This is a genomic window from uncultured Amnibacterium sp. (assembly GCF_964250715.1).
GTDB lineage: Bacteria > Actinomycetota > Actinomycetes > Actinomycetales > Microbacteriaceae > Amnibacterium.
In genome coordinates this window covers 1-25,526 of record NZ_CAXUGX010000013.1, presented here as the reverse complement: position 1 = coordinate 25,526, position 25,526 = coordinate 1, and the positions used below count along the sequence as shown (strand labels likewise).

Below are 25,526 nucleotides of genomic sequence, written 5' to 3'. Positions count from 1 at the left end.
GGTGTCGCACCCGTTCAGATCTGTCGGTCTGGCCGCTCAGACCTGCTTGATCATCTCCAGGTCCCGGAACACGGGGTTCAGCGCGTAGGGAGTGAAGGCGCCGGTCGCGATGAAGCCCCGGTGCTCGTAGGCGGCGCGGGCACGCGCGTTCTGCTCGTGCACTTCCAGCGTCAGGGTGCCGCCCCGCGGCGCGGCCCAGGCCTCGATCGCGTCGAGCAGCCGGTCCGTCACTCCGGCGCCGCGGCCGCGGTACGCCGGATCCACATAGACCGCGACCAGCGTGGGCCCTGCGGCCGGTGTCGGCAGGTAGGCGCCCATCGTCCCGACGAAACGGCCGTCCTCGGCGACGGCGACGACCGTGATCGACTCCTCCGACGAGCCGCGGGCGGCCTGAGCCCGCCAGTGCGCCTCGCCGTGCAGCCGTGCGTCGTCGAGCGATTCCAGGTACGCCAGCGGCGTGTCCGCGAGCATCTGGAACCGCAGGTCGCGCATGCCCTGCCAGTCGTCTTCCGTGGTCCGGCGGACGATGACGGCCGGGCTGGCCGGGCTCACCGCGCCGGGACCGCGGCACCGCGTGGCCGCGACGCGGTCCCCGAGAGCACCTCGACGGCGGCGCCGAAGAGTCCGGGCACTGCGGCGGCGAGGGGGACGACCGCGCGGCGGGCCGGGGACAGGGCGAGCGTCAGCACGGCGGAGGTGAGCAGGCGCGGGGCGCGGGTCGCCGACCGCCAGGCCGCGTCGTAGCCGGCGGGATCGTCGCGGACGATCGCGGCGACGGCCTGCCGGCTGCCGGCCAGCCCGACCGCCAGGCCCTCCCCGGTGAGTGCGTCGATGTAGCCGGCGGCGTCGCCGACCAACAGGGTGCGCCCGGCGGTCCGGCTGCGCACCCGCTGCTGCAGCGGCCCGGCGCCGCGCAGGGCGCTGATCGCCGGCGCGTCCCGCAGGCGTGCGGCAAGCGCCGGGTGCTCGGCCACGGCGGAATCGAAGTCGCAGCCCCGCCCACCGAGCACCGCGACCCCGACGAGATCCGGAGCGACGGGGGTGACGTACACCTCGCTGCTCGGTCCCCAGTGCACCTCGACCAGGTCGCTCCAGGGCGCCACCGCGAAGTGTCGGCGCAGCCCGTACCGTCGCGCGCCGCGGGACGGCAACGCGAGGCCGGCGGTGCGGCGGGTGACGGAGTGCAGTCCGTCGGCCGCGATCGCGTAGCGCGCCGTCGTGTCGCCCACCCGCACGCCGCCCGCCTGCTGCACCGGCGGCACGGCGACGGCACGGCGCACCTGCACGCCCAGTTCCGCGGCTCGATCCGCGAGCGCCTGGTGCAGGACGGTGCGGCGCACGCCCCGGCCGACGGCGGTGCGGAAGCGGTGCTCGGCGCTGCGGACACCGTCCGTGTAGCGGAATCCCGCAATCGGCATGCCGGCCGGATCGACGCCGAGCCGGGCCAGGTGGGTCAGCGCGGCCGGCATCAGCCCTTCGCCGCAGGCCTTGTCGACGGGACCGGTCCGGCGCTCGAGTACGACCGCCGTCAAGCCGGCGAGGCGCGCCTCGATCGCGGTAGCGAGCCCGATCGGCCCGCCGCCGATGATGACGACGTCCACCTCGGGCGTGGGCACATCGGACATGGGCACGATCAGCCTCCGGCCGACGAGGCGGCGGCAGCAGGAGCAGCGTCGGACGGGACAGCACTGCGGAGCGCGCGCTCCTCCACCGGGATGCGGAACCCGAGCAGCAGCACCGCGTTCAGCACCGTGAACGTGATGGCGGTGATCCACCCCGTGAAGACCAGCGGCAGCGCGAGCCCCTCCAGCGCCACGACGACGTAATTGGGGTGCGGCAGGAACCGGTAGGGGCCGCGCGCGACGAGCGGCAGCCCCGGCACGACGATCACCCGGGTGTTCCACTGCCGGCCGAGCGTCCCGATGCACCAGTAGCGCAGCCCCTGGGCGGCGAGCGCCAGCACCAGCGCAGGCAGCCCGAGCGCCGGGATGAACGGCGCCCGCGTCAGCAGCGGCTCGGCGAAGCACGCCGCGATCAGCGCGCTGTGCAGCACGACCATCGGCGGGAAGTGGCCGCGGCCGTACTCCCGCCCGCCCTGCGCGAACGCCCAACGGGCATTGCGCGTACTGATCACCAGCTCCAGCAGCCGCTCCGCCGCGGTCCCGGCGAGCAGGGCGGTGTAGCAGAGGAACGCCACGGACCAGGCCGCGGACCCGGCGGCGATCATGCCGCGAGCGCCGCAGCGACGGGCCGATCCCACTCCAGCAGCACGAACTCCGCGCTGATACCGGGGCCCAGGGCGAACAGCAGCCCGTGGTCACCGGCCGCGTGCGCACCGTGCAATTCGCCCGCGAGCACGTGCAGCACGCTGGAGGAGGAGAGGTTGCCGACCGCGGCCATCGACCGGCGGCTGCGCTCCAGGGCGCGGCCGGGCAGCGCGAGCCCGCGCTCGAACGCGTCGAGCACCTTCGGGCCGCCGGGGTGCGCGATCCAGGTGCCGATGTCGTCGGCGATCAGCTCGTTGCGGTCGAGGAATCCGCGCACGTCGCCTGGAAAGTTCGCGTCGATCACGTCGACGACTCCGGCGGTCAGGATCACGCGGAAGCCGGTCTCGCTCGGGCGGAACCCGATCACGTCGCGGCTGCCGGCATACAGCCTGCTGCGGGTGTCCGCGACCCTCGGACCGGCGATGCCCATCCGATCCGCCCGTGCATCCCCCACCATGACGACGGCCGCGGCGCCGTCGCCGAACAGGCCGCTCGCAACCAGATTGTCCATCGAGTCGTCGTCGCGCTGCACGGTCAGCGAGCACAACTCCACCGACAGCAGCACCGCGACCTCGTCGGGATGGCCCTTCAGATAGTCGTGCAGCCGCGCGATGCCGGCCGCGCCGGCCACGCAGCCCAGCCCGAAGATGGGGACGCGCTTCACGTCGTCGCGCAGCCCCAGCAGCGGCACGAGCAGCGCGTCGACGGACGGCGCCGAGATGCCGGTGACGGAGGTGAAGACGATGAAGTCCACCTCGTCGGGCGCGATGCCGGCCTCACCGAGGGCCTGCAGCAGGCTGGTCGCGGCCAGCCGGGTGGCCTCGCCGACGAACCGGTCGTTGGTCTGCCCGAAGGTGACCGCTCGCCGGTACTCGTCGAGGGGCAGCACCAGGTGCCGGGAGTCGACCCCGGCGTTGGAGTGCAGCCGGCGCATCACGCGCTGCTTGCCCGGATCCCGAGTCACGAGCGGCAGCAGCATCTCGGTGATATCGGCCTGGGCATACGCGTGCTCCGGCAGGGCCGCGGCGACGGCGGCGATTCGGCTCACCCGGCCACGGTACGCGTCGCACGCCTCCGCCTGCGCGCAACCAGCCAGTCCTACAATTCGGCCTCATGCCCATCGTCGACAACGCGGTGTACGTCGAAGGCCGCCGCACCCAGGATCCGAGCGACCTGACCGAGACCTTCGAGCTCACTCGCGACCGGCACGGCTTCGCCTGGGTGGGTCTGTACCGGCCCACGGCCGACGAGCTGATGGCCGTCGCCACCGAGTTCGGGCTGCATCCCCTGGCGGTCGAGGATGCGACGGAGGGGCACCAGCGGCCCAAGATCGAGCGCTACGGCGACTCGCGGTTCGTGGTGCTCCGCCCCGCCCGCTACGTGGACGCGGATGAGCGGGTCGACTTCGGTGAGGTGCACGTCTTCCTCGGCGTCGACTTCGTGATCGTGGTGCGCAAGGCGGAGTCGCCCGACCTCAGCGAGGTTCGCCGTCGCCTGGAGAGCGAACCGGCCCTGCTGGCGGCGGGCCCGTACGCCGTGCTGTATGCGATCGCGGACCGGGTCGTGGACGACTACGTCGGCGTGGTGAACGGCCTGCAGAACGACATCGACGAGATCGAGGATCAGCTGTTCGGCGGCGATCCGCTCGTGTCCAAGCGCATCTACGAGCTCTCCCGAGAGGTGCTCGTGTTCCAGCGGGCGATCGCTCCGCTCTCCGAGCTGATCACGACCGTGCGGGAGGACGTGGGGCAGGACGAGACCAAGCTCGAGGTGCGCCGCGCCTTCCGAGACGTGCTCGACCACGTCACCCAGATCAACAGCAGGGTGGAGGCGTTCCGCACCCTGCTGCAGAACGCGCTCACGGTGCATGCCACGCTCGTGGCGCAGGCCCAGAGCGAGTTCACGCAGAACCTGACCGAGGCCAGCTACCGCCAGGGCGAGCAGGTCAAGCGAGTCTCCTCGTGGGCGGCCATCGGCTTCGCGCCCTCGCTGGTCGCCGGGGTCTACGGCATGAACTTCAACAACATGCCCGAGCTGCACTGGAAACTGGGGTACCCCTTCGCGCTCACCCTGATGGTCGGCGTCGGAGTGCTGCTCTACGTGCTGTTCAAACGCCGCGACTGGCTCTGAATCGACCGGCTGGCTCCGAGCGCGCGTGGTCAGGCGGCGCGGTCCAGGTCGCCGCGCAGGCGCGCCACCCGCCGGCGGCCGGTCTGCTCCGCAGCGGCCGGGCCGAGCACCGCCGCGGTCGATCGCAGCAGGGCGCGGGTCGCCGCGACGCCCGCCGGTCCCGCCCCGCGCAGCCCGAGCAGGTCGCGGGCCCGCGGCGGCAGCGTCGCGACGGCGCCGTTGAACAGGATCGGGTAGGTGGCCTTCAGGGTGCGCGGCAGGGGCGGGCGGCGGATGAAGCGCACCGCGTCGGCCACGCGATCGTCCGCCCGCAGGATGCCGCTGGCCCAGATCTGGTCCAGCTGGCCGTCCAGCTCGGCGACGGAGCGGGGCGGATTCGGCACACCCATCAGCTCGCCGGCGACGGCCCAGTCGCGCACGTACGCATCCGCACCTCCCGGCACCGGTTGGGCGGCGTACCGCTCGTAGGTGCGCAGGAACGAGTCGGCGAACGCCAGGTGCACCCAGGTGAGCAGGTCGGGATCGTTGGCCGAGTAGGGCACCGGCCTTCCGTCCGCGGCCGGGTAGGTGCCCTGCACCCGCTCGTGCAGCTTGGAGACCCACGCCGAGGCGCCGCGCGCCTGCTCGGTGCCGCCATAGCTGACCGTGGTGATCCAGCGGATGGTGCCCGTCAGCCGGCCGAACGGATCCTCGCGGTAGCGCGACCAGTCGTGCACACCCGCCATGGCCCCCGGATGCAGCGCCTGCATGAGCAGGGCCCTGGGACCGGCCACCAGAGTGGCGATGTCGCAGTGCACCGCCCAGACGGCGGAATCGACCGGAAAATAGCCCTCGTCGGCGCCGGATTCCAGCTGCTGCACCCACTCCGGTGTCCCGGAGGGCTGACCCGACAGCACGTCGAGCAGGCGGGCGCGGAGCAGATCGACGACAGCCATATCGGCCATTGTGCGCCCCGGCGTGTGCGCGCCCGCTCCGGCGACGCGGGCGAGGGCCGTCCTTCAGCACCTCCCCACGGTGCTCACAGCGCAGGGACACGGACGGCCAGGCGCGTATCCCTACTCTGAACCGCTGTTCGACGACGAAAGGGACGACTGATGACGCGGTTCGGCTACACGCTGATGACGGAGCAGAGCGGTCCGAAGGACCTGGTGCGGTACGCGGTACGGGCGGAGCAGGCCGGGTTCGATTTCGAGGTCTCGAGCGACCACTACTCACCGTGGCTGACAGAGCAGGGCCACGCCCCGTATGCCTGGTCGGTGCTCGGTGCCGTGGCGCACGCGACCAGTCGCGTCGAGATCGCGACCTATGTGACCTGCCCGACCATCCGCTACCACCCGGCCGTCGTCGCGCAGAAGGCCGCGACGATGCAGCTGCTGGCCGACGGCCGGTTCATCCTGGGGCTGGGCGCGGGTGAGAACCTGAACGAGCACGTGGTCGGCGAGGGTTGGCCCCCGGTCGACCAGCGGCAGGACATGCTGCAGGAGGCGGTGCAGATCATCCGAGCGCTGCACACCGGCGAGGTGGTCACCTGGCAGGGCGACTACTTCCGCGTGGACTCGGCCCACGTGTGGGACGTACCCGAGGGCGGGGTACCGCTCGCCATCGCGGTGTCGGGCGACAAGTCGATCGAGCGGTTCGCGCCGCTCGGCGACCATCTGATCGCGACCGATCCCGAGGCGGCACTGATCGAGGGCTGGGCAGACGCGCGGCCCGCCGATGCTCCGCCGTCGCGGTCGATCGGGCAGGTGCCGATCTGCTGGGCGCCCGACAAGCAGCAGGCGATCGACCTGGCGCACGAGCAGTTCCGCTGGTTCGGCGGCGGCTGGGGCGTGAACGCCGACCTGCCCACGCCGCACGGCTTCGCCGCCGCGAGTCAGTTCGTGCGCAAGGACGATGTGGCCGCCAGCATCGCGTGCGGGCCCGACCTGGACGAACTCGTCCAGGGAGTGCTGCCGCACATCCAGGCCGGCTTCACCGACGTCGCCATCGTGCAGGTGGGCGACGTACTGCAGCAGCAGTTCCTGGACGAGGTGGCCGAGCCGCTGCTCGCCAAGCTGCGGGCGGCCGCCGCCTGATCCTGCGGCCGGCCGCTCCCGCCTCCCGGTAGTCCCCGCCCGACGCTGCGCGGCTACTGGCCGCGGCCGGTCTTCTCCTGCAGGCGCTCGATGTGCTCCGACGCCTCGGCCTTCGTCAGGTCGGCCGAGATCTCCTCGCCCGCCTGACGGGCCAGCGTGTCCAGATAGCTCTTCTGTGCACCGGTCGCCGGCTCGTCGCCGGTGACCCAGGTGCTGGGGTCCTTCTCGGTGGTGTTCTTCTCGGGTCCGCCCAGGGTCTCGGGCTCTGCATCGCTCATGTCATCAGCGTACGACGCCCCGCCGACAGTCCGCCGAACACGTGTTCGGAACACGCTCACAGTTCCCGCCCCCGTGCCGACCCCATTCCGGCCTCGTCCCCACCCCGTCTCCTCAGCAGGACCAGGTCCCGACAGCAGGCCCGTGGTCGACCAGCAGCCTGCCGTCGGGCCCCTGTCCTGCCATCGTGCTCGGGTCGGACGGCAGGAGAGGGCTGGCAGGAGGGGGCGGCAGGATGGGGCGGTGCCCACTCGCCTGGCGGTACTCGCCGACACCCATCTGCCCACGCGGGCCAAGGCACTGCCGGATGAGGTGTGGCGGGCCGTCGACGCCGCGGACGGCGTGGTGCACGCCGGCGACTGGGTGGACGAGGCGACGCTCGATGCCCTGCTCGCGCGCACCCCGCTGCTGCTCGGCTGCGCCGGCAACAACGACGGCGACGCCCTGCACACCCGGCTGCCCGAGGTCGCGGCGCTGACGCTGGAGGGAGTGCGGCTGGCGGTCGTGCACGAGACCGGCGCCGCCACCGGCCGCGAGCGGCGCATGGAGGACCGCTTTCCCGACCTGGACGTGCTGGTCTTCGGGCACAGCCACATCCCGTGGGACTCGACGACGGCGAACGGCCTGCGGCTGCTGAACCCCGGCTCCCCCACCGACCGCCGCCGCCAGCCGTTTCGCACGTACGGCGTCCTGGTGCTCGACGCCGGACGCGTCGACTGGACCCTGCACCGCCTGTGACGGTCGGCGCGGGGGGCCCACTCAAGCGGTGACGAAGTCGATCAGCTGCTCCACCCGGCCGAGCAGCGCCGGCTCCAGGTGGCCGAAGTGGTCCACGCGGCCGAGGATGCGCTGCCAGGCGCGGGCGATGTCGGCCTGATCCTCGTGGGGCCAGCCGAGCGCAGCGCAGATGCCGTGCTTCCACTCGATCCCCCGCGGGATCACCGGCCATGCCCGAAGGCCCAGGCGTTCGGGCTTCACGGCCTGCCAGATGTCGATGTACGGGTGGCCCACCACCAGCACCGACGAACCCCACGGCTTCGTCGCGGCGGCCGCGATACGGCTCTCCTTGGAGCCGGCCACCAGGTGGTCGACCAGCACGCCGGCCCGCGCCTCGGCAGAAGGCTGAGTCGCCTGCAGCACCTGCTCCAGGTGGTCGACGCCCTCCAGGTACTCCACGGCGACGCCCTCGATCCGCAGGTCGTGACCCCACACCTTCTCCACCAGGTCCGCGTCGTGGCGGCCCTCCACGTAGATGCGGCTGGCCCGGGCGGTGCGGGCGCGAGTTCCGGTGACGGCGAAGGATCCGGAGGCGCTCCGCAGCGGCCCGGACGGTTGCGGCGCCTTCGGCACGCGCAGGGCCACGGCCGCGCCGTCGATCAGGAACCCCGGACCGATCGGGAACACGCGGACCTTGCCGCGCCGGTCCTCCAGCCGCACCATTCGGCCCTCCACGCCGAGCACGGCACCGACGAAGCCGCTGGCCACCTCTTCGACGACGAGCCCCGTCACCGCCTCGACGACTGTCGGGGCGGGCGGGCGGCGCTTCCAGCCGGGGTCGCGCAGCACGTCGCTGCCGTACCGATCGAAGCCGTGCTGATTCGTACCGTGTTGGTTCGGGGGCATCGCACGCACGCTACGGCTCGCTTCCCGGCCGCGCCGCGCATGGCTAGCGTGTCGGCAGGACGAGAGCGGAGGGAGCGCACGGCATGGCGAAGCTGCTGATCACCGGCGCGGCCGGCCGCATCGGCACGGCGATCGCGCCCCTGCTGCGCGAGCAGGGCCAGACGCTGCGGCTGCTCGACCTGCTCCGCCCGAAGGCCGCGACCGACGACGACACCGTGGTGATCGCCTCCGCCACCGACCTGACGTCGATGACGCATGCCGCGACCGGCATGGACCTGGTACTGCACCTGGCCGGCTACCCGGGCGAGCGCACCTGGCGGGACATGATCGATGTGAACGTGGAGTCGACGCGCGTCGCACTGGAGTCGGCCCGCGCCACGGGCGTGCCCGTCACGGTGCTCGCCAGCTCGGTGCACGCCGCCGGCTTCACCCCCTCCGACGCGGCCGGCGCCCGCGTACCCGCTCCTCGACCGGACACCTACTACGGCGTCAGCAAGGTGGTGGGCGAGGCGCTCGGCAGCCTCTACGCCGACCGGTTCGGCATGACCGTCGTCTCCGCGCGGATCATGAACTTCGACGACCGGCCGCGCTCCGTGCGCTCCCTGCGCATCTGGGTATCGCCGGCCGACCTGACCCGGCTGGTGCTCGCGGCCCTGACCGCACCGGCGGGTCACCACATCGTGTGGGGCGTCTCGGCGAACTCGCGCGGCGTGGTCGATCTGGCGGCGGGCAGGGCGATCGGCTTCGAGCCGCGGGACGATGCGGAGGCGTTCGCCGACGTGGTGGCACGGGAGGCCGGCTTCCCGGACGCCACCCACCTGCCACCGGCCGGGGACGTGCCCATCGGCGGCGACTTCGCCGACCGCTCCCGCCCCCTCGGCGAGGACTGGGGCTGACCGGCCTACTCCTCGCCGATGTCCTCGTTCCAGAGGGCGGGATGGTCGCGGATGAAGTCGCCCATCATCGCGATCAGGTCGGGGTCGTTCACCACGGTCACGCTGGCGCCGTGCTCGGCGATCCAGTCCTGGCCGCCCAGAAAGTTCGTATCCTCGCCGATGATGACCCGGCCGATGCCGAACTGCCGCACCAGGCCGGAGCAGTACCAGCACGGCGACAGCGTGGTGACCATGGTCGTGTTGCGGTAGGAACGCTGCCGGCCCGCGTTGCGGAAGGCGTCGGTCTCGCCGTGCACCGACGCGTCGTCGTGCTGCACCCGACGGTTGTGGCCACTGCCGAGCAACCGGTCGTCGGCGTCGAACAGGGCCGCGCCGATGGGGATACCGCCCTCCGCTGCACCCGCGTGCGCCTCCGCTGTGGCGACCGCGAGCTTCTCGGCGTCGGTGACGTAGCGAGCGCCGGTCACACCGGCGACGCGGCGTCGACGTGGGTCGGCTGCTCGTATCCCTCAGCCGGCATAGGAGTACCGACCTTGGGCTTGAAGACGGGGAAGAGCGCCAGGTACACCACGATCGCGAGCACGAAGCCGACGAGCGGTGTCAGGTCGCCGATGCCGTAGTCGGCCACGAATCCGTCGGCGAACTTCTCGGTCGGGGCGGCGATGATGCCCGTGTAGAGGGTCTGATTGGAGAACAGCCAGACGGAGATCACGATTCCGACGACGAGAGCGATGAACCCCGGCCAGTTCGTGTATCGCGCGCTGTCGCCGAGATAGGAGGCGATGCGAGTGCCGCGCCGCTTGTAGCGGTCGATCAGCACCACGCCCAGCCACGGAGCGATCCAGTACGAGATGACGAGCAGGAAGTTCTCGTAGGTGCCCTTCGGGTCGCCACTTGCGGCGAGGGCGATGAAGAAGCCGATCACGCCGAAGCCGACCGCCACGATCGCGCGGCGCAGCCGGAAGGGGATCTTGATGCCGACCGCCAAGAAGCTCATCGCGCCGGAGTAGATGTTCAGCGCGTTCGCGGCGATCGCGCCGAAGAAGATCGCCAGCAGGGTGAGCTTGCCGATCACGACGGGCATCACCGTGTCCGAGGTGAACAGCTCCGTCGGGTTGCCCTTGCCGAAGTCGAGCACCGTCGCCGCGGCGGCACCGGCGGCCATCAGCACGGTGCAGGACACGAAGTCGCCGATGCCCGCAGCGAGGCCGGTCTTCAGGCGGGAGGCGCCAACCGGCAGGTACCGCGTGTAGTCCGTGGCGTACGGGTTCCAGCCCGCGGCGTAGCCGAACGCCGCAGCCACGGTGACCACGAATCCGCCGAAGCCCAGCGAGAATCCGCCGGGCGATCCGTTCGCCCCGTGCGACAGGGAGCCCGACACGATCGCGAAGATCGTCGCGAGCAGGAAGATGATGCCGAGGATGATCGTCGCGTAGCGCTCGAAGAGCTGCACCAGGTCGTGGCCGACGAACGCGACGGCGACCTCGAGCACGACGATGATCAGCAGGCTCAACCAGATCGGGATCGTCGTCAGGCTGCTGAGCGCGAACGCGCCGCTGACCGAGTTGGTCGCGAACCAGCCGAGGCCGGCCATCAGGGTGTTCAGCGTCGCGGGCAGGATGTTGCCGCGCGTGCCGAACGCGGTGCGGCCGAGCACCATCTGGGCGACGCCGTCGCGCGGTCCCCAGCTGGAGAGCACGCCCTGCGAGATTCCGCCGAGCGCATTCCCCAGTGCCAGCGCGCCGACCGCCTGCCAGAAGCCGAGTCCGAAGAAGGCGACCGCGATGATGCCCACGAACACCGTCGCGAACTCCAGGTTCGGAGCGGTCCAGGTGGCCAGCAACTGCCACGGGGAGCCGTGCCGGCGGTCGAGCGGGATCGCCTCGATCCCGCCTGGTTCGACGAACGACTTCTTCTCTGGCGGCGCGGCGACGGCGGTCATGTGGGCAGCCTAGGAGTCGGCTGACCGTTCCCAGCAGTCCTTCCCGGCAGGCTTAACGGAGGTGTAACACGCCGATCAGCCGTGCGCGGCGATCGAAACCGGCTGCCAGGCCTCCCATGTCTCGATCCGCTTGGCGTAGTCGGCCTTCGCGATCCCGAGCGGACCGGTGCCGAAGAAGATGCGAAGCGGCGGCTCGTCGGCGTCGACGACCGCGAGGATCGCCTGCCGGGTGGCGACCGGATCTCCCGGTGTACCGCCGCGCTGCTGTCGTGCCGCCTGTGCCTTCTCGCGGACGTCCTTGTATGCGTCCAGCTCAGGAGCGTGCTTGGCGGACGAGCCGGCCCAGTCGGTGGAGTACCCACCCGGTTCCACGAGCGTGACGTGGATGCCGAAGTCGGCGACCTCCTGCGCGAGCGACTGCGAGATGCCCTCCAGCGCCCACTTGGACGCGTGGTAGGCGCCGACCATCTGGAACGCGCTGATACCGCCGATGGAGGAGACCTGGATGATGTGCCCACTGTGCTGGGCGCGCATGATCGGCAGCACGGCCTGCGTCACCCATACCGCCCCGAACAGGTTCGTCTCCAGCTGGTCGCGCAACTGCTGCTCGCCGACCTCCTCCACCATGCCGAACTGGCCGTAGCCGGCGTTGTTCACCGCCACGTCGATGCGCTGAAAGCGCTGCATCGCCTGCTCGACGGCGCCGGTGACCGCTGCCTTGTCGGTGACGTCGAGGGCGATGGGCAGGATGCGGTCTCCGTACTGCTGCACCAGGTCGTCCAGGCTGTCGGTGGAGCGGGCGGTGGCGACGACGGAGTCGCCCCGGTCGAGTGCCGCGATGGCCCACTCACGGCCGAAGCCGCGGGACGTACCGGTGATGAACCAGATCTTCTGCTGAGGCATGTCCCGAGTCTGCCGAGCGCGGCCTGCGCGCTTCCCGAGCGCAGGCCGAGTGGTCGAGGGCGACACGACTGCGTCGGTCAGAAGGGTCAGAAGGGGCAGTCGAGTTCGTCGTCGTCGGTCCAGCGGGCCTCGGCGGGCGGCGGGTCTGCATCCGTCGAGGGTGGATGCAGGTACTGGTCGGGGACGGGTGTGGGTTCGAGGGGTTCGATCGTGGTGATGATGCGGGTGCCGTAGAAGCTGGTCCAGGCCAGGTCCCGGCCCTCCCGCAACTCGATGCCCCACAGGCCGGAGGTTTTGATCATGTGATCTCGACGGGACAACAGCACAAGATTGTCGAGCGCGGTCTGTCCGCGGGCGAAGCCCTGATGGAACGGGGTGACGTGGTCGGCGTCGGTCTGTCCGGGTGGGCGTCGACAGTTCGGTCCGCGTCCGCCGCCGTCGAGCAGGCCGAGCAGGGTGCGCATGTCGGCGGTCGGTTTGTACTTCTTCCGCCCGATGGTCATCACCGCCCCGGTGACGGGGTCGGTGAGGACCCGGATCCAGGACTTCGCGTTGCCCGCCAGCCGTTTTGCGGTGTCCATGTCGATGGGTCCGTAGCCCTGCAGCGTCGCTGGGCACTCCGAGACACCGAGGGCGGTCATCGCGGGGATGAGGACGGCGATCTTCGCCTGCACCCCACGACGGGCCGGGACGGTGACGCCGTTCTTCTCGGTGGCGTCGTGGCGGGCGCCTTCGACCCACAGGTCGGTGAGGATGTCGGACCGCAACTGCTGAACGCTCCGTGTCTCGCCCTCGGTCCCATGGGCGGCGATGGCTGCTGTGGAGAGGGCGTGGTCGATGGCGATGGCTTCGGGGGCGGGCATCAGGTTCGACAGCCACGCCATCCCATCCGCCGCCGGCTCCAACGTCACCTGCCGCCCCCGCAACGCCCTCACATGCCGGTCCACCGCAGTGACGGCTTGGAGACGCTCCCGGATCTGATGCAACCGGTCCCGCAGCTTCGGCATCGCCACTCGGACGACGGCGTCGGCGGCTTTCTCGTCGAACGCGGGTAGGAACTGCGGGTCGAGGCCATCGATGGCGGCGTGCACCATCTGCATCCCCCGCCACGGCACCCCACCGGCCACGAACCGGGCCCACGTCAATGGCAGGTCGGTCTCCAGGTCCTCCGCGGTGTGCACCAGTTCGGAGGCGGTCTGCTCCGCGATCTGTAGGGACGTCGCCAACTGCAGCATCACCGCCTTGTGGACCATCCCGTTGACCATCGCATCCGGCGTCCCAGTCACCGAGGCGAGCGCAACCCGCCACGTGCCGAGCGCTGCCAGGACCCGCTCGGCCTCCGCCTCACGCAGCGCCGCCTGCCGCAACTGCACCCGCTCCATCGCGATGTTGATGGGATGCACCTCCGGTAGCACCTCATCCGCACCCGGCAGGTCGGCGAGCTCGTTCGGGTCGATCAGGCCGACGTCGAACGGATCCAACTCCGTCACCGTCGCGACCCAGTCCTCCGGATCCAGGCGCAACGCCGCAAGCTGCTCGTCACTCCACGACGCATACTCACCCGCAGTCGGATACCGGGGTGCATCGCCCACCTCGACGCGGCGCCGGACGGAGAGCTCCAACAGCTTCCACTCATCCGTCTCCGGATCCACCTCCAGACGCCGCGCCACCCGCTCGCCGGGAGCGGTGCGAAGCACCGAGCGCGACGCGGGGGCGACGGGTATACCGCTAGCGGGCACGTAGCCGCTCCAGCCCGCCCGCTCACCCAGCTCCCGCACCACTCGAACATACTATCGAAGCTCGCCCATATTCGCCAGTAGACTGACGCATTTTCATCGAACTCAGCCAGCGGTTGGCGGCCATCTTTCAGCGGTCGTCGGGGCCGAGATGGGCGGGGTGCGGATGCCGTATTCGTAGCGCAGCAGGGATCTGGCGAGCAGGCAGCCGCCCGTTCCGTGCACGCCGCGAACGAGGACGGCTGCGGCGGAGCAGAGCCGATCAGGTCGCCGTGCAGGTATTGGGAGACGAGGGTCCGTCAGCTGATTATGAGCTCGTCTCTAGCGGGCAGGCTTGTCGGCGGCACGTCCGTCCACCACGCGAACTCCAGCGTGTCTGCCCGCCCACCCTTCACCGAGAGAATGAGTTCGCCAACCTCTTCTCTTTCACTCAGAACGATAACTCGCCCCTTGATTGGGCCGTCAGCCTGCTTGAGTAGGAGCCGTGGACTAGCTGAAAACGCCAGCTTCAGCATCGTGATGGGCCCAGACGCACGCTCGATCAGATTGAGTTGTGATAGCAACACTATCTGTTCCCCGGGCTCTTGTCCCGATGCAATGGCGCCGAGAAGGGCTTGTATATGGCTGAGTGTCGATACGTCGTCAGTCGTCATCGGGTCAAGGTCGTCCCCATCCTCCACAACCCCCTTAAACGTTCCCACGAGCGCTACTTGCCGCCCTGCAAGTGGAACAATTCTCGAACACGCCGGTGCCTAGTTTCCCTTGCGTGATTCCGACAAGGCCGCCTTGATCATACTGATCGCGTTGCGGACATCCTCGACTTCCTCCGGAAGCAGATCGACATTACCAGAATCAATGAAGGCAGGATTAGTGACCTCGATTTCCCCCCGATAGCTCTGTGGTTGCCGGCAGAGGTCAGGGCTCGCGCCCTGAGAGATCAGCTCGGCGATCCACGGTTTCAACGACGAAGACAATTGGTACAGACCACGTCCCGTATCGTTGAATTGTCTACCAAGTGCAGGATCTGCTCTTTCGCTTCGTCTATTCGAGAGGTGCTCATCTAAAGTTCTACGACTCTCGCGAGGTAACGGTGATGACCCTGCCATCAATACCTGCAAGGAACGCTCCTTCACACGTCCCCGGTCCGGGTGGTACTCGCCGACACCACGGGGGATGTCCCGAATGCTCGACTATCTCGACCACGGATCAGGGCGTTGGTCGTCGGCCGGCCGAGCGCACGGGTACCAGAGCCGGGGTCAGTGGTCGTCGGGGCCCAGGTGCGGCGGGGTGCGGATGCCGTACTCGTGGCGCAGCAGGGAGCGGGCGGCCAGGTAGCCGCCCATCCCGTGCACGCCGGGGCCCGGGACGGCCGCGGCGGAGCAGAGGTACAGCCCATCCGCCAGCCGCCACGGGTCGGGGGACGCGGTCGGCCGGGCCAGCAGCTGTACGACGCCCGCGCTGCCGGTGCCGATGTCGCCGCCGCCGTAGTTGGGGTTCCAGCGGGCCAGGTCGGCCGCGGTCGAGGCGGTGCTCGCCAGTATCAGGTCGCGGAAGCCGGGGGCGAACCGCTCGATCGCCGCGATGATCCGCGCCGTCGGGTCGACCATCGAGCCGGAGGGCACATGCGTGTACGCCCACAGCACATGCTTGCCGGCGGGCGCACGGCTGGGGTCGAGCACGGTCGGCTGCGCGACCAGCACGTACGGGTCGGCCGGATGCTCGCCGCGGTCCACGGCCGCCTCCCCCGCTGCGATCACCGCCCTGGTCCCGCCGAGGTGCAGCGTGCCCGCCTCACGGGCCGCGATGTTCGTCCACGGGACGGGGCCGTCGAGCGCGAGATCCACCTTGGCCGCGCCGCTGCCGAACGTGAACCGCGCGAGACGGGCCCGCAGGCGATCCGGCAGCAGCCCGCCCGCGATGTCGAGCAGGGCCGGTACGCCGGTGTCGAACACCACGGCCCGGGCAGCCGGCAGGTCGGCCGGACCCCGCACCTCCACGCCGGTGTCGATCGTGCCGCCGTGCGCGAGCAGGTCGGCCGCGAGCACGTCGGCGATGGCCTGCGTGCCGCCCACCGGGATGGGCCAGCCGCCGGCATGCGCGGCGACGGCGAGCGCCAGCCCCGCCGCGGCCGGACCGAGGCCGGGCAGCCGGCGGATGGCGTGCGCCTGGACGCCGGTCAGGAGGGCCGGTGCGGCATCACCCCGCCAGCGCAGGTTCCAGAGCGGCGTGCCCTGCTCCAGCACCCGCGCACCGAACCAGGCGGTGGCGACCGGCAGCGGCGGCACCCGCAGGATCGGCCCCGTGGAGAGCCGGCCCACCTCGCCCGCACGCTGCACGAGCGGGGCGAGCAGGCGTCGCCAGGCGGCGCCGTCCGGGCCCAGCTCATCCGCGGTGCGCTCCAGGCTGCGCCACGCCAGGGCGGCGCGACCGTCCGCCAGCGGATGCGCGTAGGAGAGCCGCGGAGTGATGAACGGGGTCCGCTCGATGAGCCGGAACCGCCGGAAGAACGGCGACGCGACCGCCATCGGATGCACTGCAGAACCCCGGTCATGCCGGAAGCCGGGCAGCGTGAGCTCGGCCGTACTCGCTCCGCCTCCGACGGCGCCGCGCTCCAGCACCTGCACCACCAGGCCCGCGCGGGCCATGGTGACCGCGGCCGCAAGTCCATTCGGGCCGGCGCCGACCACGACCACGTCCGGCGCGCTCACGGGGTAGGAGCCCGCGTCGCGGCCTGCGGTATCACCCTGACGATCCTGGTCGCTGCGCGCGGTGTCGCGGTACCCCATCCCGCACGCGCAGCGGAATCCCGGCGTGCGGCGAGCGAGCAGAGGTACCGAGCCTGCACACGGTCGGACACACCGAGCAGGATCGAACGGGGCAGAATCGAGGCATGGCAGTGCAGATCGATCACGACGCCGACCACACCCGCTACGTCATCGTGCTGGACGACGAACCCATCGGCGAGGCGGTGTACCACGATTCAGGGGAGGGCCGCATCTTCACCCACACCGAGATCACGCCGGAGTTGACCAGCCGCGGATACGGGACGCAGCTGGTGCGCGCTGCCCTCGACGACACCCGTTCCGCAGGCCTGAAGCCGATCGGCCAGTGCTCGATGGTGCGCACCTTCCTGGCCGAGCACCCCGACTATTCGGGTACCCCGCGCCGGTGACGCGCCCGACGACGACCCCGCGTGCACGCACTGCATGCGGTTACTGACATGCAGCCGCTGACCGAAGCGCAGATCCGGTCGTCGTTCGTCAACGCGACCAAGTCGGAGGCGGAGCGGGTGCCGATGCCGGGCCTGCACGAGATGGTCTGGGAGGAGCGGGAGTACCTCGGCTGGCACGACGCCCGCGCCCCGCGCCGCGCGTACCTGACGGTCTGGCAGGACGACCGGCCGGTCTCGCTGGTGCTGCGCGCGGCCGAGCGCAGCAGCCGCCGCGGCATCTCGGCGATGTGCTCGCTGTGCCAGATGCCGCAACCCGGCGCCCAGGTCACCCTGTTCACGGCTCCCCGCCCCGGCGACGCGGGCCGCAACGGCGACACCGTGGGCATGTACATCTGCGCCGACCTCGGCTGCTCGGCGATCATCCGCATCGCACCGCCGCCCGCCCCGATGCAGATCCCGCCGGAGGAGATCGTGCAGCGGCGCATCGAGGGCCTGCGCTCCCGGGTGCACGCCTTCACGGAGGGCGTGCTGCACGCCTGACCGCGCCGACGGCGCGGGGGTCGGACGGTTCGCGACTCACTTCTCGACGCACGGCATGCGCGTCGGCGTCGAGAACTGAACCTCGAGGTGCGGTTCGGGCCGCTCAGACGGCCGGGTCGGGCATCGGCGCAGTCACCTCCAGGAACCCCTCCACCAGCAGCTCGCGCACCTGGGGCAGCACGGCGCGCCGGACGCCGGCCGGGTCGGCCTGCAGCAGGGCCGCGACCGCGTCGATGATCGCGCCCAGGGTCAGCTCGCCGTCGCAGGCGCCGACGACCGCGGCCAGGGCGGTGTCGACGCGACGGCGGCGGGCGAAGCCGGTGCCCTGGTGCAGCTCGATCACGGTGGGGTCCGCGTCACCCGGCCAGTAGTGGCGATGCTCGGTCACCGACGGAGCGACTTGCAGGCGAGCGGCCGCCAGCGCGCCGTCGTCGCGGCCGGCCTGCCAGTCATGTGCCGCAAGTCCCGACGCGATCGCGGCGCCGATCCCTCCGGCCAGCGGCTCGGTGAGCGCCTCGAACCGCCGCAGCGTCGGGGCCCCGCTCGCGGGTAGCCGCAGGGTCAGGTAGCCGGTGCCGATGGCGGTCACTCCGCGGGCGTCGAAGTCCGTCAGCCAGGCGCGCAGGAGCGCCTGCGACCGCGGACTGCCGGCGCGGGCGCCGCCGTCGCGCACCCACGTCTCGGCGTATTCGGCTGGGTCGAGCAGGTCGCGCTGCACGATCCACGCGTCCAGCCCATGGGCCCAGCCGAGCACCCGGTCGCGCGCGGCAGGCTCGTCACCGGTCACCTCCCAATTGCCGAGCAGCTGGGCGATACCGCCGGGCACCAGGTGCGTCGCCGCGCCGCGCACCACCTGCTCGGTCAGTCCGTCGCCGACCGCGCCGCCGTCGCGGTAGGTGTAGTCGGGCACCTCGGCCCGGCCGCGCGGGGTGATGACGAACGGCGGGTTGGAGACGATGCGATCGAACCGCTCCCCCGCGACCGGCTCGTACAGCGAACCGAGTCGCAGGTCGAGGTCCACCCTGTTGAGGTCGGCGTTCAGCCGCGCGAAGCCGATCGCCCGGGGCGCGATGTCGGTGGCGACGACGGAGGCGCCGGCCTCCGCGGCGTGCAGGGCCTGGATACCGCTGCCGGTCCCCAGGTCGAGCACGCGACCGGCGCCGGGCGGCACCAGGATGCCGATCAGGGTGGAGGAGGCGGCCCCGGCACCGAGCACGTGTCCGGCGGGCAGTTCGCCGCCGAGGGCCGCCTCGCCCAGGTCCGAGGCGATCCACCAACTGCTGACGCCCGTCAAGTCCGCCACGGCGTAGGGGCGCAGGTCGATCCTCGCCACGACGGTGGCCCCGGCACCCTCAGTACCCTCGGCGGAGCGGCGCAGCACGCCGAGCTCGACAGCGCCGTCGACTCCGAGGGTCGGCAGGGCCGTGGCCGCGTCGTCGGCCGGCACGGGGACGCCCAGCACGAAGAGACGGCCGAGCACGCCCACCGCCGACACGGGCGCGAGGCGCAGCGCGACGAGGGCGGGGACCCGGTCGTCGCGCCCGAGCGCCGCGGCGGCCACCGGCCCCCATGCCGCGGCCAACCCCTCGACCGTGAAGCCGGCCGCATCCAGATCCGCCCGCAGGGCATCGACCAGCGGGCCCGGTGGCGGCGCGGCGGCCGGATCAGTGGGCATCGGTACCGCCGTCGACGTCGGAGTCGGCTGCCCCCGGGGCAACGCGATACGGAGCGGTGAGGTTCAGGTGCATCACGTGCAGACCGACGAAGCCGTGCTGCGGGTGGCGGAAGGCGCCGGGCACCGTGCCGATCACCATGAAGCCGAGGGAGCGCCACAGTGCGACGGCCGCGATGTTCGTCTCGACGACCGCGTTGAACTGGATGGCGCGATACCCGGCCTCGCGTGCCCAGCCGATCACATGCTCGCCGAGCGCCCGGCCGATCCCCCCGCCGGCCGCCGCGGGGTCGACCATGAAGCTCGCCGTGGCGACGTGGTCGCCGCGCCCTGGACGGTTCGGCCCCATCTTCGCCGAGCCGACGATGCGGCCCTCGCGCTCCGCGACGACGGTGCGCCCCGGCGCTCGCTCCATCCACAGCTCCCTCGCCTGGTCCGTGGGGAGTCCGATCGGGTAGGCGTAGCTCTGCCCGGCCTGGACGATCATGGCGAAGAACGGGAAGATCTGCGGCCAGTCGAGATCGGTGGCCGTTCGGATGCGCACGACAGCGACCGTAGCGACACCGGCATTCAGGAGACCGGCGCGATCGACGCCGGCGCGGTCGACACCGACGCGGTCGACGCACGCAGGTAGTGCGCGGGACGGCCCCGTACGGTCACGGGATGAGTACTGGCCAGCACGCAGAAGCAGGGCACGAAGACCGTCCCGACGTTCCACCGACCGGGCACGAGGACATCGTCAGCGCGCCGGGCAGCGAGCGGGAGACCGAGGTGCTGCAGAACGACCAGGACGGCTCGCCGGCCCTGCGGGATCCCGACATCGACCGCAGCGCAGTGAAGGTGCTACCCGGGACCGGCGACTACACCGACGACGGCGACGTGGAGGTCGACCCGGCCGACCTGCACATCCCCACCCATCCCGATCGCGACTCCGTCGCTCCCGTCGCCCAGCCGGCGACCGACTCCGGCTCCGACTGAGCAGAGAACTCCGAGGGCCGACGCGACCGGCGCTCCTTGGATATGCGCTGACGGGATGCACGATCGCGACCGGTGGTGCGCCGTGCATCCCGCGAGCATCGCGCTGCGCATGCAGAAGTGCAGCCGCGGGTCGGACCGGGAGCGGCGGTGAAGAGCGGGATGCGCCCATGTCCGTGACGCGATGCTAGTGCTCCGAGGCCCGCCCGGCCGGGGCGACGCGCGCCGTGCCATTCAGGACTGCGCCGCATCGTTCGGTGCTGCGCGCCGCATCGTTCAGGACTGCGCGCCTCCGTCGTCGAGCACCGCAAGCACGTTGCCGGCGGGGTCGCGGAACCAAGCGATGTCGGGCCCGTATCCGCCCGCTCGTCCGCGAGAGATGCCCCGCTCGTCGGTGTGCAGCAGGTGCTGGTCGTAGATCCTCGTGTCGACGCCCTTCTCATGCAGCGCCTGCACCGCCGCGTCGATGTCGTCGACGGGAAAGTTCAGCACGGTGAACGTCGCCGGCTGGTGGTTGGGCTTCGGATAGATCCACAGGTCCGAGCCGCCGGGCAGGGCGACGCGCAAGCCGCCCATCTGCTCCTTCACCGGGAAGCCCAGGATGTCGCCGTAGAAGCGCCGGGCCTCGGGGATGTTGTCGACGGAGATGCCGCTGAAGGCGTGACTGCTCTCGAACACGGGTCGCTCCCTCGGGCCTCGCGGCCGTCCGACCGTCGACGTCGGCCATCGGAGGCGATGCTACCGAGCCGGCGTTGCGGGCTGAAGGGCGCGCGGCGCGTCGGCCAGCCCTGCCTCTTGCTCCTCAACCCACTCGGTCAGTGCAGCAGGACTGCCTCCAGCACGGCGACCACCGTGCCGATCACCGCGAGGACGACGCCCACCCCGATCGTCCCGACCGGCGCGCGCTCGCCGGTGAGCCGGGACGAGACGACACCCACGAACGCGAGTCGCAGCACGACGACCCCGGCAGCGATGAGCTGGGCCGGCCGGACGTCGAGCACCTGGATCGCCGCGAGTACGAGCACGGCCGCCGGGATCAGACCGGCGATCGCGATCGGAGCCGCGTCGCGCAACTCCTCACGCAGGTGCAGGCCCGCCGCTTCGCCGGTCCGGCCGATCCGCTCGCCGATCGTGTGCGCGACGATGTGCGCGACGTAGGTCGTCAAGGTCGTTGCGGCGACCGCGATGACGGCGTCCCACCCGCGCGGGTCGGGCTTGATCGTCAGGATCGCCGCCAGCACCAGGATGTCGCCGTAGACGTAGGCGGACAGACGCCCTCGAGCCCGCTCGATCGGCACCCGCTCGCGCCCCACCAGCGGATGATCCACGTGCCCGGTCATGTCGATCAGTCAACACCAGCGTGAGCGTTCGGCCCCCGCGGAGGCGCAGCCTCTAGCGTCGGGATCGTGCATCCCCTGATCGCCTCGCCGACCCCGCTCACCGACCTGCGTGCCGCGACCGCGAGCACCTCCAACGGCATCGGCCTGGTCGTCATCGTCGTGCTCGTCGCGGTGATCCTGATCGGCGCCGTCGTCTTCTTCATCCGCCGCCGCCAGTAGCCGCGCCACGAGGAATTCAGGAGAAATCGAGGAATGCAGGCGGATCGGCGCGTGTCGCGCCTGCGTTACTCGGGATTGCCTGAATTCCTCATGGACGACTGCCGTCCGCGGACACCGCGGGGTCGAGTAACGCGACTCGAGTACCGACTCGAACAGCGCGGTGGGTCGGCGATGATCGAGCGGTGGACCTGGTGCGGCATCCCGTTCGCGCCGTCAGCGAGCATCCCGAGGACCCGGCCGACCGGGATCGCTGGCCGGCCACACTCGCACCGGTGCGGCAGGTGCTCGACGAGGGGCTGGCCCTGTCGCCCGCGACCGTGTTCGTCGGTGACAACGGGGTCGGCAAGTCGACGCTGATCGAGGCGATCGCGATGGCATTCGGACTCGGCGCCGAGGGCGGGTCCCCGTCGACGCGCCGTGCGACCCGGCCGACGGAGTCGGACCTGTGGCGACATCTGCGGCTGGCGCGAAGCGCGGGCTCCGCCCGCTACGGGTACTTCCTGCGCGCGGAGACGATGCACGGCCTGTACACGTTCCTCGAGCAGAATCCGCGGACCTCCGGGCCCGCGGAGCCGCGGTTCCACGAGGAGTCGCACGGCGAGTCGTTCCTCAGCCTGGTGCAGGACCGGTTCCGGAACGAGGGCCTCTGGGTGCTGGACGAGCCGGAGTCGGCCCTCTCCTTCACCGGCTGCATGGCGCTGCTCGGCCACCTTCGTGAACTCCTCGCGGGCGGCCGTTCGCAGGTGATCATGTCGACGCATTCGCCGCTGCTCGCGGCGCTGCCCGGCGCCACGATCTATGAGGTCGGCGAGTGGGGAATCCGCGAGTCGGAGTGGGACGACCTGGATCTGGTGCACGCGTGGCGCAGCTTTCTCGACCTGCCGGAGCGGTTCCTGCGCCACCTGTGAACCGACGCGCCTGCGCCGCCCGCCGAGAAATTCAGGAGAAATCGAGGGATGAAGGCGCACACACGCGTGTCGCGCCAGCATTCCTCGGGATTTCCTGAATTCCTCGGCGGCGAGGTGGGATCAGAAGCCGGGTCAGGAGGCGGCGGCGCGCTCCAGCACCAGCTCGCGCACGCGGGCCGCGTCGGCCTGACCGCGCATCGCCTTCATCACGGCGCCGATCACGGCGCCCGCGGCCTGCACCCGGCCGTCCCGGATCTTCTGCAGCACGTCGGGCTGCGACTGCAGCGCGGTGTCGATGGCGGCGATCAGGGCGATGTCGTCGGAGACGACGGCCAGCCCGCGGGCCTGCACCACGTGCTCCGGCCCGCCTTCTCCGGCGATGACCCCCTCGAGCACCTGCCGGGCGAGGCGGTCGGTCAGCTCACCGTTCTCGACCAGGGCGATCAGCTCGGAGACGTGGATCGGCGACACCAGGGTGCCGGGGTCCACGTCGCGCTCGTTCGCGATGCGCAGGATCTCGCCCAGCCACCACTTGCGCGCCTGCGCGGGCGAGGCGCCCTTCGTGATCGTGTCCTCGATCTCGACCAGCACGTTCGCGTTCAGGATGTCGCGGAACTCGCCGTCGGTGAACCCGTAGTCCGTCTGCAGGCGCCGCCGGAACTGCGTCGGCGACTCCGGCAGCGCCTGGCGCAGCTCGGCGATCAGCGCCGCAGACGGCTCGACGGGCAGCAGGTCGGGTTCCGGGAAGTAGCGGTAGTCGTCGGCGTCGGACTTGGGCCGGCCCGCGCTGGTCGTCCCGGTGTCCTCGTGCCAATGCCGCGTCTCCTGCACGATGCTGCCGCCGGCGGCCAGGACCGCGGCCTGCCGCCGGATCTCGTACCGGACCGCGCGCTCCACCGAGCGCAGGCTGTTCACGTTCTTCGTCTCCGTGCGCGTGCCGAGTGCCTGCTGGCCGCGCGGCCGGATGGACACGTTCGCGTCGCACCGCAGGTTGCCCCGCTCCATGCGCGCCTCGCTGATGCCCAGCGAGCGGACGATGTCCCGGATCGTCGCCACGTACGCCTTCGCGAGCGCCGGCGCTGCATGCTCCGCGCCGTATATGGGCTTGGTGACGATCTCGACCAGCGGCACACCCGCGCGGTTGTAGTCGACCAGGGAGTGGTCGGCGCCCTGGATGCGGCCCGCCGCGCCGCCGACGTGCGTCAGCTTGCCGGCGTCCTCCTCCATGTGTGCGCGCTCGATGGGCACCGTCCAGACGGTGCCGTCCTCCAGCTCCACCTCGACCGCGCCCTCGAATGCGATCGGCTCGTCGTACTGGCTGATCTGGTAGTTCTTGCCCAGGTCGGGATAGAAGTAGTTCTTGCGCGCAAAGCGGCTGGACGGCGCGATCGAGCAGCCGAGGGCCAGGCCGAGCGAGATGGAGTAGCGGATCGCGGTCTCGTTGACGACCGGCAGGCTGCCCGGCAGCCCCATGTCGACCGGCGCAACCATGGTGTTCGGGGCGCTCGCGTCGAACGCGCCGCTGCCCTTCGCCGCCGGGTTGGGCGCGGCGGAGAACATCTTGGTGGCCGTGGACAGCTCCACGTGCACCTCGAAGCCGAGCACGGGCTCGAATCGCTCCAGCGCGTCGCCGTAATCCATGAGCAGGTCGGGCGGATGGAGCGCCATCAGCGGGTGCCTCCGTCGGGGCGGCCGGCGGCGGCCGGTAGCAGGTCGGGCGCGCGGTCGAGCAGGGGGCCGCCCCACTGCTGCACGAGCAGCGCCTCCACGGTCGCGCCCACGCGGTACAGCCGGTCATCGGCGCGGGCGGGCGCCATCAGCTGCAAGCCGACCGGCAGGCCGTCCTCCGGAGCGAGGCCCATCGGCAGGCTCATGCCGGGCACGCCGGCCAGGTTCGCGGGGATGGTCGTGATGTCGTTCAGGTACATGGCGAGCGGATCGTCCACCTTCGCACCGATCGGGAACGCGGTCGTCGGCGCGGCGGGCGAGACGAGCACGTCCACCCGCTCGAACGCGGCGGCGAAGTCGCGCTGGATGAGCGTGCGCACCTTCTGCGCGCTGCCGTAGTAGGCGTCGTAGTAGCCGGCGGACAGGGCGTAGGTGCCGAGGATGATGCGGCGCTTGACCTCGGGCCCGAAGCCGGCCTCGCGGCTGGCGGCCATCACCTGCTCCACCGTGCCGCCGGTCTCCACCCGCAGCCCGAAGCGCACGGAGTCGTACTTGGCCAGGTTGCTGGAGGCCTCCGCGGGCAGGATCAGGTAATACGCGGCGATGGCGTACTCGAAGTGCGGCGCCGACACCTCCACGATCTCGGCGCCGGCGTCGGCCAGCAGCGTCAGCGTCTCCGCGAACCGCTGCCGAACCCCCGCTTGGAACCCGGCGCCGTTCAGCTGGGTCACCACGCCGACCCGCACCCCGGACAGGGACCCGGACGCGGCACCCTCGCGGGCGGCCGCTGCGAACGACGGCCACAGGTCGGTCAGGCTGGTGGAGTCGCGGGGATCGTGACCGGCGATCACGTCGTGGATGAGGGCCGCGTCCAGCACGGTGCGCGCGACCGGGCCGACCTGGTCGAGGGAGGACGCGAGGGCGATCGCACCGAACCGCGAGACGCCGCCATAGGTCGGTTTGACGCCGACCGTGCCGGTGACGGCGGCAGGCTGCCGGATGGAGCCGCCCGTGTCGCTGCCGAGCGCGACCGGCGCTTCGAACGCCGCGACCGCCGCCGCCGACCCGCCTCCGGAACCGCCCGGGATGCGGTCCAGGTCCCATGGGTTGTGGGTGGGCCCCCACGCCGAGTACTCGGTGGAGGAGCCCATCGCGAACTCGTCCATGTTCGTCTTGCCGAGCGG

The 25,526-nt window shown here is 71.2% G+C and carries 28 protein-coding genes; 9 read left to right on the top strand and 19 right to left on the bottom strand.

The window, feature by feature from the left end; translation table 11 throughout:
• Positions 1 to 36 precede the first annotated feature (36 nt).
• From ACFE7H_RS12250 to ACFE7H_RS12235, 4 genes are read right to left on the bottom strand one after another with little or no spacing between them, the layout of a single operon-like run.
• On the bottom strand, positions 37 to 552 hold the full coding sequence (locus ACFE7H_RS12250; RefSeq protein WP_375401523.1) for a GNAT family N-acetyltransferase: 516 nt from the start codon (positions 550 to 552) through the stop codon (positions 37 to 39).
• Positions 549 to 1,625 (bottom strand): NAD(P)/FAD-dependent oxidoreductase, encoded by a 1,077-nt coding sequence (locus tag ACFE7H_RS12245; RefSeq protein ID WP_375401522.1) that lies wholly within the window; start codon positions 1,623 to 1,625, stop codon positions 549 to 551. The genes ACFE7H_RS12250 and ACFE7H_RS12245 overlap by 4 nt, the downstream gene beginning before the upstream one ends.
• Before the next feature lie 8 nt (positions 1,626 to 1,633).
• Complete coding sequence (locus ACFE7H_RS12240) at positions 1,634 to 2,227, bottom strand: isoprenylcysteine carboxyl methyltransferase family protein (RefSeq protein ID WP_375401521.1); 594 nt, start codon at positions 2,225 to 2,227, stop codon at positions 1,634 to 1,636.
• Positions 2,224 to 3,315 carry a type III polyketide synthase gene (locus tag ACFE7H_RS12235; RefSeq protein WP_375401520.1) on the bottom strand — a complete coding sequence of 364 codons (1,092 nt, stop codon included), beginning with the start codon at positions 3,313 to 3,315 and terminating at the stop codon, positions 2,224 to 2,226. Before ACFE7H_RS12235 ends, ACFE7H_RS12240 begins: the two co-directional genes overlap by 4 nt.
• 65 nt (positions 3,316 to 3,380) lie before the next feature.
• Here ACFE7H_RS12235 and ACFE7H_RS12230 point away from each other — a divergent pair, with 65 nt between their 5' ends.
• The gene (locus tag ACFE7H_RS12230) at positions 3,381 to 4,397 is read left to right on the top strand and encodes a magnesium and cobalt transport protein CorA (protein WP_375401519.1); all 1,017 of its coding nucleotides are present in this window, start codon (positions 3,381 to 3,383) and stop codon (positions 4,395 to 4,397) included.
• Positions 4,398 to 4,426: 29 nt separating this feature from the next.
• Here ACFE7H_RS12230 and ACFE7H_RS12225 read toward each other — a convergent pair whose 3' ends face one another.
• Positions 4,427 to 5,332, bottom strand: a complete 906-nt coding sequence (locus ACFE7H_RS12225; protein ID WP_375401518.1) for an oxygenase MpaB family protein — start codon at positions 5,330 to 5,332, stop codon at positions 4,427 to 4,429.
• 159 nt (positions 5,333 to 5,491) lie between these two features.
• On the opposite strand from ACFE7H_RS12225, the gene ACFE7H_RS12220 reads away from it, so the two are divergent.
• A complete protein-coding gene (locus ACFE7H_RS12220; protein WP_375401517.1) occupies positions 5,492 to 6,472 on the top strand; it encodes a TIGR03557 family F420-dependent LLM class oxidoreductase in 981 nt (326 codons plus the stop codon).
• A gap of 53 nt (positions 6,473 to 6,525) precedes the next feature.
• Here ACFE7H_RS12220 and ACFE7H_RS12215 read toward each other — a convergent pair whose 3' ends face one another.
• Positions 6,526 to 6,750 (bottom strand): DUF3072 domain-containing protein, encoded by a 225-nt coding sequence (locus tag ACFE7H_RS12215; protein WP_375401516.1) that lies wholly within the window; start codon positions 6,748 to 6,750, stop codon positions 6,526 to 6,528.
• Positions 6,751 to 6,991: 241 nt separating this feature from the next.
• Between ACFE7H_RS12215 and ACFE7H_RS12210 the strand changes: the two genes are divergently transcribed.
• Entirely contained in the window at positions 6,992 to 7,486 is a 495-nt protein-coding gene (locus tag ACFE7H_RS12210; RefSeq protein ID WP_375401515.1) for a metallophosphoesterase family protein, read from the top strand.
• Between the two features lie 21 nt (positions 7,487 to 7,507).
• Here the strand turns inward: ACFE7H_RS12210 and ACFE7H_RS12205 are convergent, their stop codons facing one another.
• On the bottom strand, positions 7,508 to 8,371 hold the full coding sequence (locus ACFE7H_RS12205; RefSeq protein ID WP_375401514.1) for a DUF3097 domain-containing protein: 864 nt from the start codon (positions 8,369 to 8,371) through the stop codon (positions 7,508 to 7,510).
• A gap of 83 nt (positions 8,372 to 8,454) precedes the next feature.
• Between ACFE7H_RS12205 and ACFE7H_RS12200 the strand changes: the two genes are divergently transcribed.
• Positions 8,455 to 9,267: an NAD-dependent epimerase/dehydratase family protein gene (locus ACFE7H_RS12200; RefSeq protein ID WP_375401513.1), complete on the top strand. Its 813-nt coding sequence runs from the start codon at positions 8,455 to 8,457 to the stop codon at positions 9,265 to 9,267.
• Positions 9,268 to 9,272: 5 nt separating this feature from the next.
• Here the strand turns inward: ACFE7H_RS12200 and ACFE7H_RS12195 are convergent, their stop codons facing one another.
• From ACFE7H_RS12195 to ACFE7H_RS12170, 6 genes are all read right to left on the bottom strand, one after another.
• Entirely contained in the window at positions 9,273 to 9,734 is a 462-nt protein-coding gene (locus ACFE7H_RS12195) for a nucleoside deaminase (protein ID WP_375401512.1), read from the bottom strand.
• Positions 9,731 to 11,209 (bottom strand): purine-cytosine permease family protein, encoded by a 1,479-nt coding sequence (locus ACFE7H_RS12190; RefSeq protein ID WP_375401511.1) that lies wholly within the window; start codon positions 11,207 to 11,209, stop codon positions 9,731 to 9,733. Before ACFE7H_RS12190 ends, ACFE7H_RS12195 begins: the two co-directional genes overlap by 4 nt.
• 75 nt (positions 11,210 to 11,284) lie before the next feature.
• A complete protein-coding gene (locus tag ACFE7H_RS12185) occupies positions 11,285 to 12,112 on the bottom strand; it encodes an SDR family oxidoreductase (protein ID WP_375401510.1) in 828 nt (275 codons plus the stop codon).
• An 86-nt stretch (positions 12,113 to 12,198) separates the two neighbouring features.
• Entirely contained in the window at positions 12,199 to 13,893 is a 1,695-nt protein-coding gene (locus ACFE7H_RS12180; protein WP_375401509.1) for a DUF222 domain-containing protein, read from the bottom strand.
• A 254-nt stretch (positions 13,894 to 14,147) separates the two neighbouring features.
• Positions 14,148 to 14,549 (bottom strand): hypothetical protein, encoded by a 402-nt coding sequence (locus ACFE7H_RS12175; RefSeq protein ID WP_375401508.1) that lies wholly within the window; start codon positions 14,547 to 14,549, stop codon positions 14,148 to 14,150.
• A gap of 555 nt (positions 14,550 to 15,104) precedes the next feature.
• Complete coding sequence (locus ACFE7H_RS12170; protein WP_375401507.1) at positions 15,105 to 16,556, bottom strand: phytoene desaturase family protein; 1,452 nt, start codon at positions 16,554 to 16,556, stop codon at positions 15,105 to 15,107.
• Positions 16,557 to 16,738: 182 nt separating this feature from the next.
• On the opposite strand from ACFE7H_RS12170, the gene ACFE7H_RS12165 reads away from it, so the two are divergent.
• Both ACFE7H_RS12165 and ACFE7H_RS12160 read left to right on the top strand, forming a co-directional pair.
• Entirely contained in the window at positions 16,739 to 17,020 is a 282-nt protein-coding gene (locus ACFE7H_RS12165; RefSeq protein ID WP_375401506.1) for a GNAT family N-acetyltransferase, read from the top strand.
• A gap of 48 nt (positions 17,021 to 17,068) precedes the next feature.
• On the top strand, positions 17,069 to 17,560 hold the full coding sequence (locus ACFE7H_RS12160; RefSeq protein ID WP_375401505.1) for an FBP domain-containing protein: 492 nt from the start codon (positions 17,069 to 17,071) through the stop codon (positions 17,558 to 17,560).
• Between the two features lie 103 nt (positions 17,561 to 17,663).
• On the opposite strand, the gene ACFE7H_RS12155 is transcribed toward ACFE7H_RS12160, so the two are convergent.
• Positions 17,664 to 19,235 (bottom strand): methyltransferase, encoded by a 1,572-nt coding sequence (locus ACFE7H_RS12155; RefSeq protein WP_375401504.1) that lies wholly within the window; start codon positions 19,233 to 19,235, stop codon positions 17,664 to 17,666.
• The gene (locus ACFE7H_RS12150) at positions 19,225 to 19,776 is read right to left on the bottom strand and encodes a GNAT family N-acetyltransferase (RefSeq protein WP_375401503.1); all 552 of its coding nucleotides are present in this window, start codon (positions 19,774 to 19,776) and stop codon (positions 19,225 to 19,227) included. Before ACFE7H_RS12150 ends, ACFE7H_RS12155 begins: the two co-directional genes overlap by 11 nt.
• A 119-nt stretch (positions 19,777 to 19,895) precedes the next feature.
• Between ACFE7H_RS12150 and ACFE7H_RS12145 the strand changes: the two genes are divergently transcribed.
• Complete coding sequence (locus ACFE7H_RS12145) at positions 19,896 to 20,210, top strand: hypothetical protein (RefSeq protein WP_375401502.1); 315 nt, start codon at positions 19,896 to 19,898, stop codon at positions 20,208 to 20,210.
• A 273-nt stretch (positions 20,211 to 20,483) separates the two neighbouring features.
• On the opposite strand, the gene ACFE7H_RS12140 is transcribed toward ACFE7H_RS12145, so the two are convergent.
• Positions 20,484 to 20,885 (bottom strand): VOC family protein, encoded by a 402-nt coding sequence (locus tag ACFE7H_RS12140; protein ID WP_375401501.1) that lies wholly within the window; start codon positions 20,883 to 20,885, stop codon positions 20,484 to 20,486.
• Between the two features lie 137 nt (positions 20,886 to 21,022).
• Positions 21,023 to 21,547, bottom strand: a complete 525-nt coding sequence (locus ACFE7H_RS12135; protein WP_375401500.1) for a hypothetical protein — start codon at positions 21,545 to 21,547, stop codon at positions 21,023 to 21,025.
• A gap of 66 nt (positions 21,548 to 21,613) precedes the next feature.
• Here ACFE7H_RS12135 and ACFE7H_RS12130 point away from each other — a divergent pair, with 66 nt between their 5' ends.
• Positions 21,614 to 21,766 (top strand): hypothetical protein, encoded by a 153-nt coding sequence (locus tag ACFE7H_RS12130; RefSeq protein WP_375401499.1) that lies wholly within the window; start codon positions 21,614 to 21,616, stop codon positions 21,764 to 21,766.
• Between the two features lie 182 nt (positions 21,767 to 21,948).
• Positions 21,949 to 22,674 (top strand): AAA family ATPase, encoded by a 726-nt coding sequence (locus ACFE7H_RS12125; RefSeq protein WP_375401498.1) that lies wholly within the window; start codon positions 21,949 to 21,951, stop codon positions 22,672 to 22,674.
• Between the two features lie 132 nt (positions 22,675 to 22,806).
• On the opposite strand, the gene gatB is transcribed toward ACFE7H_RS12125, so the two are convergent.
• Together gatB and gatA are read right to left on the bottom strand one after the other, a co-directional pair.
• A complete protein-coding gene (gatB, locus tag ACFE7H_RS12120) occupies positions 22,807 to 24,342 on the bottom strand; it encodes an Asp-tRNA(Asn)/Glu-tRNA(Gln) amidotransferase subunit GatB (protein WP_375401497.1) in 1,536 nt (511 codons plus the stop codon).
• Positions 24,342 to 25,526: Asp-tRNA(Asn)/Glu-tRNA(Gln) amidotransferase subunit GatA (gene gatA, locus ACFE7H_RS12115; RefSeq protein WP_375401496.1), on the bottom strand; the 1,185-nt coding region annotated here is incomplete at its 5' end. The genes gatA and gatB, both read right to left, overlap by 1 nt.